At 72.3% G+C, this 13568-nt stretch carries 13 protein-coding genes; 6 read left to right on the plus strand and 7 right to left on the minus strand.

What is annotated here, in order from left to right:
* The first annotated feature begins 42 nt into the window (after positions 1-42).
* The 3 genes from AC07DI_RS23175 to AC07DI_RS23185 all read left to right on the plus strand — a co-directional run bounded on the left by AC07DI_RS23175 (position 43) and on the right by AC07DI_RS23185 (position 3683).
* A complete protein-coding gene (locus AC07DI_RS23175) occupies positions 43-1332 on the plus strand; it encodes a multidrug effflux MFS transporter (RefSeq protein WP_478905935.1) in 1290 nt (429 codons plus the stop codon).
* Positions 1287-2462 carry a serine hydrolase domain-containing protein gene (locus AC07DI_RS23180; RefSeq protein WP_478905936.1) on the plus strand — a complete coding sequence of 392 codons (1176 nt, stop codon included), beginning with the start codon at positions 1287-1289 and terminating at the stop codon, positions 2460-2462. Before AC07DI_RS23175 ends, AC07DI_RS23180 begins: the two co-directional genes overlap by 46 nt.
* A 207-nt stretch (positions 2463-2669) precedes the next feature.
* Positions 2670-3683, plus strand: coding sequence for a small ribosomal subunit Rsm22 family protein (locus AC07DI_RS23185; protein WP_478905937.1), 1014 nt, complete (start codon positions 2670-2672; stop codon positions 3681-3683).
* On the opposite strand, the gene AC07DI_RS23190 is transcribed toward AC07DI_RS23185, so the two are convergent.
* The gene (locus tag AC07DI_RS23190; RefSeq protein WP_384256651.1) at positions 3684-4175 is read right to left on the minus strand and encodes a hypothetical protein; all 492 of its coding nucleotides are present in this window, start codon (positions 4173-4175) and stop codon (positions 3684-3686) included. It lies immediately after the preceding gene.
* 191 nt (positions 4176-4366) lie between these two features.
* Here AC07DI_RS23190 and AC07DI_RS23195 point away from each other — a divergent pair, with 191 nt between their 5' ends.
* The gene (locus AC07DI_RS23195; protein ID WP_478905938.1) at positions 4367-6367 is read left to right on the plus strand and encodes a glycoside hydrolase; all 2001 of its coding nucleotides are present in this window, start codon (positions 4367-4369) and stop codon (positions 6365-6367) included.
* Here the strand turns inward: AC07DI_RS23195 and ddaH are convergent.
* Positions 6364-7197: a dimethylargininase gene (gene ddaH / locus AC07DI_RS23200; RefSeq protein WP_384256646.1), complete on the minus strand. Its 834-nt coding sequence runs from the start codon at positions 7195-7197 to the stop codon at positions 6364-6366. The two genes, AC07DI_RS23195 and ddaH, sit on opposite strands and share 4 nt — an antisense overlap.
* Positions 7198-7448: 251 nt before the next feature.
* Here ddaH and AC07DI_RS23205 point away from each other — a divergent pair, with 251 nt between their 5' ends.
* Positions 7449-8093 carry a TetR/AcrR family transcriptional regulator gene (locus AC07DI_RS23205; RefSeq protein ID WP_384256644.1) on the plus strand — a complete coding sequence of 215 codons (645 nt, stop codon included), beginning with the start codon at positions 7449-7451 and terminating at the stop codon, positions 8091-8093.
* Here AC07DI_RS23205 and AC07DI_RS23210 read toward each other — a convergent pair.
* Positions 8068-8970, minus strand: a complete 903-nt coding sequence (locus AC07DI_RS23210; protein WP_478905939.1) for a glycerophosphodiester phosphodiesterase — start codon at positions 8968-8970, stop codon at positions 8068-8070. The two genes, AC07DI_RS23205 and AC07DI_RS23210, sit on opposite strands and share 26 nt — an antisense overlap.
* A gap of 168 nt (positions 8971-9138) precedes the next feature.
* On the opposite strand from AC07DI_RS23210, the gene AC07DI_RS23215 reads away from it, so the two are divergent.
* Positions 9139-9876, plus strand: coding sequence for a bifunctional DNA primase/polymerase (locus tag AC07DI_RS23215; protein ID WP_384256639.1), 738 nt, complete (start codon positions 9139-9141; stop codon positions 9874-9876).
* Positions 9877-9987: 111 nt separating this feature from the next.
* On the opposite strand, the gene AC07DI_RS23220 is transcribed toward AC07DI_RS23215, so the two are convergent.
* The 4 genes from AC07DI_RS23220 to efeB form a co-directional block, all read right to left on the minus strand.
* Complete coding sequence (locus AC07DI_RS23220; RefSeq protein ID WP_384256637.1) at positions 9988-10974, minus strand: SCO2278 family lipoprotein; 987 nt, start codon at positions 10972-10974, stop codon at positions 9988-9990.
* 71 nt (positions 10975-11045) lie between these two features.
* A complete protein-coding gene (locus AC07DI_RS23225; protein ID WP_384256634.1) occupies positions 11046-11384 on the minus strand; it encodes a hypothetical protein in 339 nt (112 codons plus the stop codon).
* 77 nt (positions 11385-11461) lie between these two features.
* The gene (gene efeU, locus AC07DI_RS23230) at positions 11462-12316 is read right to left on the minus strand and encodes an iron uptake transporter permease EfeU (protein ID WP_478905940.1); all 855 of its coding nucleotides are present in this window, start codon (positions 12314-12316) and stop codon (positions 11462-11464) included.
* Between the two features lie 4 nt (positions 12317-12320).
* A complete protein-coding gene (gene efeB / locus AC07DI_RS23235) occupies positions 12321-13568 on the minus strand; it encodes an iron uptake transporter deferrochelatase/peroxidase subunit (protein WP_384256630.1) in 1248 nt (415 codons plus the stop codon).

The following is a 13568-nucleotide window of genomic DNA, read 5'->3' on the forward strand; positions in this document are numbered from 1 at the left end:
TGCGACGATGGAGGGGCACACGCAGCAACTGGGAGGGGCGCGATGCCTGAGCTCGGGCAGGCCACACAGGCACATCCGGAAACCAAGGCGGCGGAGCCACCCGGCCCCGCCGCCCTCCGCCGTACCGGAGCCCTCGTCACGCTCGTCCTCGGCGGCCTCACCGCCGTCCCCGCGCTCTCCATGGACATGTACCTGCCGGCCCTGCCGCAGGTCACCGACGCCCTGCACTCCCCGGCCGCCACCGTCCAGCTGACCCTGACCGCCTGCCTCATGGGCATGGCGCTCGGCCAGCTCGTCGTCGGCCCCATGAGCGACAAGTGGGGCCGCCGCCGGCCCCTCCTCACCGGCCTGCTCGTCTACGTACTCGCCACCGCGATCTGCGCCTTCGCACCCACCGCGGAGCTGCTCATCGGCTTCCGGCTGCTCCAGGGCCTCGCCGGAGCCGCCGGGATAGTGATAGCCCGCGCCGTCGTCCGCGACCTGTACGACGGCGTGGCGATGGCCCGCTTCTTCTCCACCCTGATGCTGATCTCCGGAGTCGCGCCCGTCGCCGCCCCGCTCATCGGCGGCCAGGTGCTGCGCTTCACCGACTGGCGGGGCATCTTCCTCGTCCTCACCGTCGTCGGCACCGCGCTGACCCTCCTGGTGTGGCGGCGGCTGCCCGAGACCCTCGCCCCCGGGAAGCGGCACAGCGGCGGCACCGTCGAGGCGCTGCGCACCATGAGGTCGCTCCTCGCCGACCGCGTCTTCGCCGGCTACATGATCGCGGGCGGCTTCGCGTTCGCCGCGCTCTTCGCCTACATCTCCGCCTCGCCCTTCGTGATCCAGGAGATCTACGGCGCGTCCCCGCAGACCTTCAGCCTCCTCTTCGGCGTCAACTCCGTCGGGCTGATCGCCGCGGGCCAGATCAACGGCAAGATCCTCGTCGGCCGCGTAGGCCTCGACAAGGTCCTCGCCGTCGGCCTCGCGATGATCACGGTCGCCGCGACGGCGCTCCTGCTCATGACGGCGGGCGTCTTCGGCGACGTCGGCCTCCTCCCCGTCGCCGCCGGACTCTTCGTCCTCATGTCGTCGATGGGCGTCACCATGCCCAACACGCAGTCCCTCGCGCTGATGCGCACCCCGCACGCCGCCGGTTCCGCCTCCGCGCTGCTCGGCACCTCCTCCTTCCTCGTCGGCGCGGTCGCCTCGCCGCTCGTCGGCATCGCGGGCGAGCACACGGCCGTTCCGATGGCCGTCGTCCAGCTCGTCTGCGCGGTGGCGGCCATCGTCTGCTTCCTCGGCCTGTGCCGCCCCTGGCAGCACAGGCCCGCGCAGGAGGCGGACCACTGAGCTCACCCAGACTCCTGCGCCCCGGCTCCCCGGACCGGGCGGGCCTCGACCCCGACGAGATCGGCCACCTCGTCGCCGAGGTGCGCGACCTGACCCGCGGGCCGCGCCCCTGGTGTGCGGGCGCGGTGGTCACCGTGGGCCGGGGCCCCGTCATCGCGGCGCAGGAGGCGACGGGCTGGGCGGTGCGCTACGCCTCGTACGACCCGGAGACCGGCACCGGCGTCGAGCTGCCCCACGGATGGCGCGTGCCGATGCGCCCCGCCACCCCCTTCGATCTGGCCTCGCTCACCAAGCTCTTCACCACGGTGGCCGCCGTCCAGCAGCTGGAGCGCGGCACGCTCGGCATCGACGCGCTCGTCGGGGCGTACGTCCCCGAGTTCACGGCCGTCGCCGAGCACGGCGTCACGGTCCGCCAGCTGCTCACCCACACCTCGGGGCTGCGGCCCGAGCTGCCGCTGTACGACCTCCCCGACGACGCCGCGCGCCTCGCCGCCCTGCGCGAGGAGGCCCCGGTCACCGCGCCCGGCGCGTACGTCTACTCCGACCTGAACATGCTGCTGCTCCAGCGCGTCCTTGAGCGCCTCACCCGCCGCCCCCTCGACGCCCTCGTCCGGGACGGCATCACCAGGCCGCTCGGGATGACCGCCACCGGCTTCGGGCCGCGCCCCGAGGCCGCCGCGACGGAGGACCAGCGAAGGCCCTGGGCCAAGGCCGACCGCGGGATGCTGCGGGGCACGGTCCACGACGAGAACGCCTGGGCGCTCGGCGGCGTCGCCGGGCACGCGGGCCTCTTCTCCACCGCCCGCGACCTGGCGGTGTTCTGCCGCACGCTGCTGTGCGGCGGCAGCTACGGCAGGGCCCGCATCCTCGGCCCCGACTTCGTCGAGCTGATGCTGACGGCGCCGGGCCTCGGCTTCCGCGTCGACCAGCCCTGGTTCATGGGCGATCTTGCGGGCCGCGGCGCGGCCGGACACACCGGCTTCACCGGCACCTCCCTGGTCATCGACCCGGCGACGGACACGTTCCTGGTACTGCTCGCGAACACGGTGCACCCCCGGCGCGGGGCCGCCGACAGCGGGCCCCGCGCGGCGGCGGGCACGCGGCTGGCCCGTGCGGCGCGGGGGCGGTAGGCGGGGCGGGGTGCCCCTGGCCGGTGCGTCCGGCCGGTGCGGTCCCGTGTGGTCCCGTGGGGTTGCGGGCGCCAGCCGGTGCGTCCGCCGGTGTGTCCGCCGCTGTGCGGCCTCGCGGCGGCTGCCGGCCGGCTCCGGTCGCTCGCGCGGTTCCCCGCGCCCCTTCGGGGCGCCGGGGCCGGGGCCCCACCCCCGTAGAATCGCCGGGTGAACGCCCAGATCCTTCCCGTCTCCCCGGCCGAGACCCTGCGCACCGCCCTCGCCGGGCTCCTGGACGGCCTTCCGCCCAAGCAGGCGGGGCAGGCCGTCGACCGGCTGATCGCCAACTACCGGGGGCGCACCCCGACCGACGCCCCGATCCTGCGCGACCGCGCGGACGTCGTCGCGTACGCCGCGTACCGGATGCCCGCGACCTTCGAGGCGGTACGGGCGGCGCTCGCCGCCCTCGCGGAGGCGGCCCCCGAGGGTTGGGCGCCCGGCGGGCACGTGGACGTGGGCGGCGGGACGGGCGCGGCGACCTGGGCGGTCGCGGAGACCTGGGCGGGGGAGCGGCCCGTGACGGTTCTCGACTGGGCCGAGCCCGCGCTGGCCCTGGGGCGTGAACTGGCCGCAGCGGCGCCGCAGCTGAGGGCCGCGCGCTGGCAGCGCTCCCGTATCGGTGCGGCGCTCGCCATGGAGAGCACCGATCTCGTCACGGTGTCGTACGTCCTCGGGGAGCTGACGGAGAGCGACCGCCACTCGGTCGTCGACGCGGCGGCCGACGCGGCCGCGCAGGCCGTCGTCGTCATCGAGCCCGGCACCCCCGACGGCTACGCGCGGATCATCGAGGCGCGCGAGCGGCTGATCGCGGCGGGCTTCCGGATCGCCGCGCCCTGCCCGCACAGCGCCGCCTGCCCCATCGAGCCCGGCACGGACTGGTGCCACTTCTCCGCCCGGGTCAGCAGGTCGTCCCTGCACCGCCAGGTCAAGGGCGGGTCACTGGCGTACGAGGACGAGAAGTTCAGCTATGTCGCGGCGGTCCGCTTCGAACCGCGGCCCGCGCCCTCCCGTGTCGTGCGCCGCCCGCAGATCCGCAAGGGCCAGGTCCTCCTCGACCTGTGCGGGACCGAGGAGTCCCTGCGCAGAGAGACCGTGACCAAGCGCCACGGTTCCCTCTACCGCGCGGCCCGCGACGCGGACTGGGGCGACGCGTGGCCGCCCCGGCCCGCCGAAGCGGACTGACTACGCCGGTCCCCAGGTCCCCTGGTTGACCGAGCAGTTCCAGCCGGTGCCGCGCAGGGTGAACTTCACCCCGAACGAGCGGGTGTTGAGCAGGCGCGTCTGCACCTTGAAGCCGAGCTTCGCCTTGCCCGCGAGGCTCTTGTCGTAGACCGAGACGCTCTGCGTCGTCCGGCGGGTGATCTTGCCGCCCGTCGGCGTCGCCTTCTTGAAGCGGATGTTCTTGGTGTTGGTCACCGTGAACGTGACCTTCTTGATGCTCCGCGTGGTCTTGCTCTTGATGCCGAAGTACAGGCCGCCGTTGGTGACGTTGCCGTGCGCGTCGTAGTAGAAGCGCTTCGGGTAGACGATGTCGATCGGGCAGCCGGAGACGGCGGCCCGCGGCGATGCCTGCACGGCGGACGGACCGCTCGCCGCAGAAGCGGAACCGGCGAGTCCGAGCTGGCCGGCGGCGAGTGCCCCCGCGGTGGCCAGCACTGCGGCGGACGTGCGCATGCGATTCACTGCGCTATACCTCTTCTTCCCCCAGGGCCCCCAATGGACCCAACTGTTTGGTTGTGGTGATGCGTTCGCACTGGACGGGATGCGTACCTGTGCGTCCGTATTGTTAGCACGTCCTCGGCCAGGTGGCTGAACTGCCCCCAATCTTAGAAGATTCTTAAAGTCGGGGACTATTCAGTTTCTCCATGCCCACCAAGAGCAGTTCTCCAGGCCACGCCCGCAGGCGGTCGGAGACACGTTTCCTCTCCCTGTCCATCGCGCTGGCGGTCGTCGCGGCCGGTGCCACCACCTACGCCTTCACGGCCGACGCCGGGCAACCGCACGGCAAGGAGGTCGAGTTGGCCGTCGACGGCGGCACGGCCGTCGTCGACACCGCCTCCCTCGCCGTACGCGCCCACACCCGCGAAGGCCGTGACATCACCCTCTCCGACGCCTCCGGCACCGACCTCGGCGCGCCGGGCCCGGTGACCCGCACCGGCAAGGGCGGGGCCCGCTGGAGCTACCCCGAGCGCGGCATCGACGTCACCGCCCGCACCGACCACGGCCGCCTCTCCCTCCGGCTGGAGTCGGACCACGACACCTCCGTCAGCTGGCCCGTCACCGGCACCGACGCCGCCGCCTCGGCCCTCCAGCTGCCCCGCGGGGAAGGCCTGGACATCCCCGTCGACGACGCCTTCTGGACCACCGGCGAGGGCGGCCTCGGCGGCAGCACCGTCGACGTCGGCGCCGACCTGACCCTGCCGCTGTGGGGCTACTCCCTCGGCAGGAGGACCGGCGTCAGCTACCTCACCCCCACCGACATCGGCACCACCCTCGGCTTCACCACCCCGGGAGGCCGCCTGCGCGCCACGGCGAAGCACTCCTTCGACGGCGGAGAGGGCACCCGCGACTACTCCGTCACCTTCGCGCTGACCGACGGCAACGCGGTCGCGCCCGCCGCCGACTACCGCTCCTACCTCGCCGAGCGCGGTCGCCTCGGCAGCCTGAAGCGGAAGATCGCGAAGAACCCCGCCACGGGGCGGCTCCTCGGCGCCTTCCACGCCTACACCTGGGGAGACGCCCGCAAGGCCGACGGGATCGAGCAGCTCAAGAAGCTCGGCGTCGACCGGATGTGGCTCGGCTACGACGGCAAGCCCTACCCGGACAGGGCCGCGGTGCGCGCGGCGAAGAAGGCGGGCTACCTGACCGGACCCTACGACTCCTTCGCCAACGGCCAGGACCCCAGGACCGCCGACGCCCCGAACGCGATCTGGCCCGGCACCGTCTACCCCGACTTCTGCGTCCGCGACGCCAAGGGCAAGCTGGTGACCGGCTTCGGCGGGCGCGGCTGCTACCTCAGCTCCCAGGCCTTCGAGCGGGCCGAGCCCCGCCGGCACTACCTCGCCGACCGCACTCGTTCGATGGTCGCCAACGGCGCCGACAGCTACTTCCTCGACGTCGACGCCACCGGCGAACTCTTCCGCGACCACGGCAAGGGCCACCGGATGACCAGGGCCGAGGACCGCGCGAACCGCCTCGCGCGGATGCGGCGGATCGCGGACACCGGGCTCGTCCTCGGCTCGGAGACCGCCCAGCCCTGGGCGAACGGGCCGCTCGCCTTCGACCACGGCGGGGGCACGCCGGTCGCCGACGGCATGTGGAAGCTCCAGAAGGACCGCGAGAAGTGGGGCGGCTACTACCCGGAGACCGCGCCCGGCGTCTTCTTCAAGCCGGTCGACCTCCCCGCCGGCCTGGCCAAGGCCATGTACGACCCCCGCTACCGCGTCCCGCTCTACGAGACCGCGCTGCACGGCTCCCTCGTCAACACCGAGCGCTGGGAGCTCTCGTACGAGAAGCTGCCGAAGCAGAAGACCACCCGCGCCCTGCTCGCCATGCTCTACAACACCCCCCTCAACTACGTCCTCGACGGCAAGTCGCTGAAGCAGCACGGCGCCGAACTGGCCGCCCTGCAGAACTACTTCGAGCCGCTGCACAAGGCCGCGGGCACCGAGCCCCTCACCTCCTACCGGCGGCTGAACGGCGCCAACACCGTCCAGCGCACGGTGTTCGGCGGGGGCACGCTGACCGTCACGGCCAACTTCGGCACCAAGGCGTATGACGGGCTGCCCGGCGGCTGCGTCGACGCCCGCCTCAAGGGCGACGACGCGCCGCGCAGGCTCTGCCCGGCCGAGCTGGACAAGAGCTAGACGCGCAGCTCCTGCGTGCAGCACTTCACGCTGCCGCCGCCCTTGAGCAGCTCGCTCAGATCCATGCCGATGGGTTCGTAGCCGCGGGCGCGCAGCGGCCCGAAGAGGCCCACCGCGGCCTGCGGCAGGAGCACGTGGAGTCCGTCGGATACGGCGTTGAGCCCGAGCGCCACGGCGTCGGGCTCCTCGGCGATCAGCGCGTCGGGGAACAGGCGCCGCAGGACCGACCGGCTGCCGGGCGAGAAGGCGGGCGGGTAGTAGACGACGTCGTCCGCCGCGTCGTCGAGGACGGCGAGCGCGGTGTCCAGGTGGTAGTAGCGCGGGTCGACCAGGTCGAGCCCGATCACCGGGCGGCCGAAGAACTCCTGCGCCTCGCCGTGCGAGAGCGGGCTGGCCCGGAAGCCGCGTCCCGCCAGGACGTAGGAGGCGGTGACGGCGAAGTCGCCCTCGCCCTCGTTGATGTGGACGGGTTCGTGGATCTCGGTGAAGCCGTGCGCGCGGAACCACTCCAGGTGGGCCGCGGCCTCCCGCTCGCGCTCGCGGTAGGCGAAGCGGGCGCCGAGCACGCGTCCGCCCACGACGGTCGCGCCGTTCGCCGCGTAGACCATGTCCGGCAGGTCGGGCCGGGGGACGAGCTCCTCGACGGTGTGGCCGAGGGCCCGGTACCGGTCGCGCAGGTCCTCCCACTGGGCGATGGCCAGGGGGACGTCGACCGGTTTCGCGGGGTCCATCCAGGGGTTGATGGAGTACGTGACCTTGAAGTGTGCCGGTGGGCACATCAGATAGCGCCGGGGTGTGGCGCGCCGAGGAGAGCGAGGAATACGGGACAAAGAAGGCTCCTCACGTACCGCAGTGTCAGCTGCCGTCCTTGGTGGGGCAGTTGAAGCCCATAGTGCGGGGTGAGGAGCCTTCGCGCTGTGAACCGAACGGGTGGTTACGGAGATGGTCATCACACCCGGAGTCCGTGGCGGCTCTCCACCCCGCCTCCGCCGCTCATCGCGGGCCGCGCGCACTCCGCACGAGACAACTCGTCTCGTCAAGACGGTACGTCTCGGTTCGGCCCGCTGCTACATTCGGTCGCATGGCTCAGAAGACCGTCCCAGACTCCACGCGCCGCAGCGAACGCTCGCGCCGCGCGATCTATGACGCCGCCCTCGCCCTGGTCGACGAGCTCGGTTACGCCAAACTGACGATCGAGGCCATCGCGGCCCGCGCCGGTGTCGGCAAACAGACGATCTACCGCTGGTGGCCGTCGAAGGGCGCCGTCCTGCTCGACGCCTTCCTCGACCTCGCCGAGCAGGCCGCCCGGGAGGCGAGCGAGAGCGCGGGCCTGGACGAAGTCCAGAGCGAGATCCCGGACTCCGGGGACCTGGAGGCCGACCTCAAGTACGTGATGCGGGCCACCGTCGACGAGTTCAACGACCCCAAGTACGACGCCCCCTACCGTGCGCTCGCCGCCGAGGGGCTGCTCAACCCCGAGCTGGGCGCCGAGTTCGTCGAGAAGCTCCTGGAGCCGCAGCTCCAGGTCTACGCCGACCGGGTGCGCCGGGCCCAGGAGGCGGGCCAGGTCCGGCCCGGCATCGACCCCCGCATCGCCCTGGAGATGTGGACGAGCCCCCTCGCCCAGCGCTGGATGATGCGCACGGGGCCCCTCACCCACGCCTACGCCGACGCGCTCGTCGAGTACGCCCTCTACGGCATCACGTCACGCCCGCCGGCCCCCTGAGCGGCCCCGCCGAAGGCTGCCGCGCCGCCCTGACGGCGCCGGCCGCCCCGGCCCGCTTGACCGGCGTGCGCGAGAGCAGGCCCGGGGCGTCCGTGATCACGCCGTTGCAGCCGAGCCGCAGCACCCGGTCGCGCTGCCCGGGCGTGGTCACCGTGTGCGCCCACACCCGTGGGATGCCCGAGTTCACCGCGCGCTCCAGATCGCGGTCGCGCGCCTTGTAGTCCACGTCGAGCACGTCCACGAAGGGCGCCCAGTCCGCGGGCCGGTCGGTGCTCATCTGCTTCTTGGAGCGCCACAGCTGGGCCAGCAGGCCCAGCTCGTGGGCGCGCAGGGCGACCGCTGGGCTGTTGGAGTTCACGAAGACCGAGCGGGTCAGACCCCGGGCGCGGATCAGCCGGGCCAGCGACTTGAGGCTCTTCGGGTCCTTGGCCTCCAGCATCAGCATGATCCGCCCGCCGAACCGGTCGAGGACCTCCGCCACCGTCGGCGGCCGCTCCGGGCGCCAGTGGCCGGGCAGCGTCATCTCCTGGCGCAGCCGGACCCCCAGCCACTGCCATCGGTCCAGGTCGCTCACCGGGCCCGACGAGTACGTGGTGCGGTCCAGGGTGGCGTCGTGCATGACCACCATCGTGCCGTCGCCCAGCATCCGCGTATCGAAGTCGATGACCTGTGCGGTGCCGCTCTCGAAGGCCGTGGCCAGGCCCGACATGCTGTTCTCCGGCACCTCCAGGGCGCCGCCGCGGTGCGCGGTGTAGACGACGCGGGGGAGCGCGTCCACGGTCAGGGGGCCGCCGCCCCATTCGATCGGGGTGAGGAAGCCGTTCAGTGTCGTGAGGGTCAGCGTCGTGAGGCCCGTCAGCACAGTCCTAATGACCATGACGTCCACCGTAGGGGGGAAAATCCCACCTTTCTACGTGATGCCCCCCTATGGGGACCGCAACTGGTACCGCCCCGGCCACCCCGGATGTGGGCTCCGGCCCCCCAGGGCGCAGGATGGTGGGACCATGGGTCATGCTTTCGGCACAACGGCGAGGTGAGGGGCTAGATGGGCGCGGAGTTCGGTAGCCGGTCCGGCGGGCGGAGCAGGATTTCCCAGTGGCTCCGCCGCCGTCCGAAGGACACGGCCGCGGAAGACCGGGCCCGCGAGGACCTGCTGCTGGCCGCCGCGGCGGCCGGGCTGCCGCTCGCCCCGGCCGCGTATCCGTCGGGGTACCGATGTTCGTGCGACCGCATCGGCTGCCCCACACCCGCCAGGCATCCCGTCTCCTTCGCCTGGCAGACGCAGTCCACGACCGACCGCGGCCAGATCGAGCGGTGGGCCCGCCACCAGCCGCAGGCCAACTTCATCACCGCGACCGGCATGATCCACGACGTCCTCGACGTACCGCTGGACGCCGGTCTTGAGGCCCTGGAGCGGCTCCTGGCCGCCGGCATCGACGTCGGGCCCGTCGCGGAGTCGGGCGGCAGCAACGGCCGGGGCCGCCTGCTCTTCTACACCGCGACGCGCGGCACCCCCGAGGACGAGGACGAGTGGTGGCCCTGCGAGCTGGACTGCCACCCCGAGACGATGGACGAGCACCCGGGCCTGCGCTGGCACTGCCGCGGCTCGTACGTCCTGGTGCCGCCCGCCCGGCTCCCCGGTGACCAGGAGGTGCGCTGGCTGCGCGGCCCCGAGCACCCGCTGCCTGACCCGCTGACGCTCCTCGCGACCCTCACCGACGAATGCGCGCGGGTCGCGGGAGAGCCCCAACAGGACGTCGCCGCCTGGCCGTTGAGGGGCTGACGCCGTTGCGGGTGCCCGACGGCCGCCAACGCGGAGCGTTGGCAACCGACGACAACGCCGCAGATGTGCGTGCCAGGCCCCGCGGCCCCGGACAGATCCGAAAGACAGGCCCTAGTCGCCCTTGGCGCCCGTCAGGCCCTGGATGCGGCTCAGGATCGCCACCTTGTCGCCGCTCTTGCGCTTCGGGTCGACAGCCACCTGGTTCGAGACCCGGTCGAGCAGCAGGGACTGCCGCACCTCGCCCTTGAGCAGGGCCTTCGCGTCCGCGTCGACCTTCGGGCTCAGCCCCTTGAACGCGGTCTGCTTCTCGTAGTGGCGGGTGGAGAAGAACACCATCGCGCCGCCGTCCTCGGTGCGCAGCCCCAGCGGGGCGAAGGCGCCGCCGTTCTGCGGCTCGTCGATGTACTGCACGGCCAGCCCCGCGCGCCGCGAGTTCCGCTCGCGGTACGCCTTCCAGCGCGTCGTGTGGTCGCCCGGCGCGAAGGCGTCACCTCCCGACTTCAAGTACGACGTGTACTTCTCGCCGAGGTCCTGCGGGGCCAGCGCGAGATCCTTCGCCGCCACGTCCACCGGCTCGGCGAAGCCGTCCTTGTCCTTCTTCGGCTTCGGCAGCTTCTGCGGCGACACCAGGTTCAGGTAGGTGGCCCGCCACAGCTCGTCGGGGCCGCCCTTGGTGAAGACCCACAGCCAGCGCAGGTCCGAGCGGCGGTTGGCCCGGGTGTCGGCCATGAACCAGCGGGGCCAGCCGGCCTTCTTCGGGATCGTGTACGACACGTCCGTCAGTTCCAGTGGCTGGTGGCCCGGATTGCCGCCCGGGTGCTGCACGTGCCGCGACCTCAGGCCGCCCTGGTTGATGGCGCCGAGCGGACCGGTGATGCGGGCGGCGTCCGCGGCCGGGTCGTAGGCCTTGTCGGCCTTGTTGTACGCGGCGAGGAACGCCTTGAGCGCGCGGCCCGCCTCGGCCTTCGTGGCGGAGGGCACGACCTCCCGCTCGCCGTGCACGGTCACACATCCGCTCACGGACAGCGCCAGCGCCGCCACCGCCGCCGACGCCGTGGCGGGCCGGCCGAGACCACGGACCCTGCGAACGCTGCTCATCGGAATTTCCTCACCTGCCCCTTCCCGGGGCCGAACCATATCGGGCCCGGGAAGAGGGTGCCCGAGGCGGGTCAGATCTCCTGGAGGAGCTGCGCGTTGACCCAGCCGCGCTTGCTGCTGCGCGGCAGGTCGCCGTAGTACCACTGGGTGTTGCGCTTGACCGTGTAGCAGCGGACGTAGACGTTGTCGAACCACTCCAGGCGCTTGAGCTTGCGGTAGCTCATGCCGGGACCCGAGTACGCGGTGGCGCCGACGTTGATGACCATCATGTTGTGGTTCTTGACGTTCTTGGTGCAGGCGCTGCCGCCGACCGCGGAGGCGGTGGGGGCGGTCACGAGCGAGGCGCCGAGGGCCACGGCGGTCGCCGCGGTCAGCGTGGCAAGGCTCTTCCCGAAACGGGAGGTTCGCATGGGGGGATCATCCTCAGAGATCGGCCGACTGGTGAACGACGATCATAGGCACGGCAGTTCGAGCCCTGTGCGCCAGGTCAGCCCTGTTCCGGAACGGTCGCTTTCGCCGGTTTCCGCGCCGCCCGCTGCGTGGGCCGTCCCGGCGCGAAGAAGAACGCCAGCGTCGGCACCAGATACAGCAGCCACACCACGACCTGCACCACGGTCGGGTCCGGCTGGAAGTTGAAGACGCCCTTGAGCAGCGTGCCGTACCAGCTGTCCGGCGGGATCGTCGCGCTGATGTCGAACGCCTTGTCGCGAAGGCCGCCGACGAACTCCGCCTCCTGCAGGTCGTGCACGCCGTACGCGAGGACGCCCGCCGCCACCACGACCAGCATCGCGCCGGTCCAGGTGAAGAACTTCGCGAGGTTGATGCGGACCGCACCCCGGTAGAACAGCCAGCCGAGCGCCACCGCGCTGAGCAGGCCCAGGATCACGCCGAGCAGCGGGCCGTGCGAGCCGTCGTTCGACGCGCGTACCGAGGCCCAGACGAAGAGGGCGGTCTCCAGGCCCTCCCTGCCCACCGCGAGGAACGCGGTCGCCACCAGCGCGGCCGTGCCCATCTGCAGCGCCGTGTCCAGCTTGCCGTGCAGCTCCGACTTCAGGTGCCGTGCCGTGCGCCGCATCCAGAAGACCATCCACGTCACCAGGCCCACGGCGACGATCGACAGCGAACCGCCGAGCGCCTCCTGCGCCTTGAACGTCAGCTCCTGCGAGCCGAAGGTCAGCGCGCAGCCGAAGCCGAGCGCGAGCGCCACCGCGACACCGATGCCCGTCCAGATGGGCGCCAGCGCGTCCCGCCGCCCGGTCTTCACCAGGTAGGCGATGAGGATGCAGACGACCAGGCTGGCCTCCAGACCCTCGCGCAGGCCGATCAGATAGTTGCCGAACATCGGCTCATCCCTCCCCGGTGAACAGGTCCTTGCCCCACCAGTCGCCCTTGCCGCGGACGCCCGGCGGGACCGCGAAGACCGCGGAACCCACATGCTGGATGTACTCGTTGAGCGCGTCGGAGCGCGCCAGATTGCGCTGCACCGGGATGAATCCGGTGCGCACGTCCCGCTGGTACGCGAGGAAGAAGAGGCCCGCGTCCAGGCGGCCGAGGCCGTCGGTGCCGTCCGTGAAGGAGTAGCCGCGGCGCAGGATCGTCGCCCCGCCGTTGGCATGGGGGTGCGCGAGCCGGACGTGCGCGTCGGGCTTCATCGCCTTCAGGAACGGCTCGTCGTGCTCCCTGGCCTTGCCGACCGGGGCGCCCTCGCCCTTGTCGCGGCCGAACACGTCCTCCTGCTCACCGAGCGAGGTGCGGTCCCACGTCTCGATGTTCATGCGGATGCGGCGCGCCACGAGGTAGGAGCCGCCGGTCATCCAGCGGGGCCCGTCCTTCTCACCGACCCACACGTGCCGGTCGAGCGCGGCGGTGTCGTCCCCGGAGACGTTGCGCGTGCCGTCCTTGAAGCCGAAGAGGTTACGGGGGGTCTGCGCGCCCGGCGTCGTCGACGACGTCTTGCCGAAGCCGAGCTGCGACCAGCGCACCGCGACCTTGCCGAAACCGATGCGGGCGAGGTTGCGGATGGCGTGCACGGCGACCTGCGGGTCGTCCGCGCAGGCCTGCACGCACAGGTCACCGCCGCTGCGGGCCTTGTCGAGGTTGTCGCCGGGGAACTTGGGCAGGTCGACCAGGGCCTCGGGGCGCTTGTCCGCGAGATCGAACTTCTCGAACAGGGAGGGCCCGAAGCCGATGGTCAGGGTCAGCCGGGACGGCTTGAGGCCGAGCGCCTCGCCGGTGTCGTCCGGCGGCGCCTCGGCGAGCCCGCCGTACGCGCCCTCGCCGACCGCGTGCCCCGCCGTCATCCGCGCCGCGGCCCGCGTCCAGTCCTTGAGGAGCCGCACGAACTCCGCGCGGTCGGCCGTCTTCACGTCGAACGCCGCGAAGTGCAGGCGGTCTTGGACGGCGGTGGCGATGCCCGCCTGGTGCGCGCCGTGGAAGGCGACGGCCGCCCCCGAGTCGGCGGCGGGCGCCGCTTCGTCCTCGGAGCGTGCCATCGTCACCGCGCCGCCCGCCGCGGCCGCGCCGAGCGCGAGCCCGGCGCCGCCCCAGCCGAGCAGCGAACGCCGGGACGGTGTACGGGAGGTTTCCTCAGTCAT

The sequence above is a fragment of the Streptomyces sp. NPDC044106 genome (assembly GCF_056433985.1).

Excerpts from the sequence above, each read along its gene's own strand:
- efeU (WP_478905940.1), bottom strand. The coding sequence starts at position 12,316 with ATGTTCGGCAACTATCTGATCGGCCTGCGCGAGGGTCTGGAGGCCAGC.
- AC07DI_RS23175 (WP_478905935.1), top strand. The coding sequence starts at position 43 with ATGCCTGAGCTCGGGCAGGCCACACAGGCACATCCGGAAACCAAGGCG.
- AC07DI_RS23220 (WP_384256637.1), bottom strand. The coding sequence starts at position 10,974 with ATGAGCAGCGTTCGCAGGGTCCGTGGTCTCGGCCGGCCCGCCACGGCG.
- AC07DI_RS23190 (WP_384256651.1), bottom strand. The coding sequence starts at position 4,175 with ATGCGCACGTCCGCCGCAGTGCTGGCCACCGCGGGGGCACTCGCCGCC.
- AC07DI_RS23210 (WP_478905939.1), bottom strand. The coding sequence starts at position 8,970 with ATGGTCATTAGGACTGTGCTGACGGGCCTCACGACGCTGACCCTCACG.
- efeB (WP_384256630.1), bottom strand. The coding sequence starts at position 13,568 with ATGACTGAGGAAACCTCCCGTACACCGTCCCGGCGTTCGCTGCTCGGC.
- AC07DI_RS23195 (WP_478905938.1), top strand. The coding sequence starts at position 4,367 with ATGCCCACCAAGAGCAGTTCTCCAGGCCACGCCCGCAGGCGGTCGGAG.
- AC07DI_RS23225 (WP_384256634.1), bottom strand. The coding sequence starts at position 11,384 with ATGCGAACCTCCCGTTTCGGGAAGAGCCTTGCCACGCTGACCGCGGCG.
- AC07DI_RS23215 (WP_384256639.1), top strand. The coding sequence starts at position 9,139 with ATGGGCGCGGAGTTCGGTAGCCGGTCCGGCGGGCGGAGCAGGATTTCC.
- AC07DI_RS23205 (WP_384256644.1), top strand. The coding sequence starts at position 7,449 with ATGGCTCAGAAGACCGTCCCAGACTCCACGCGCCGCAGCGAACGCTCG.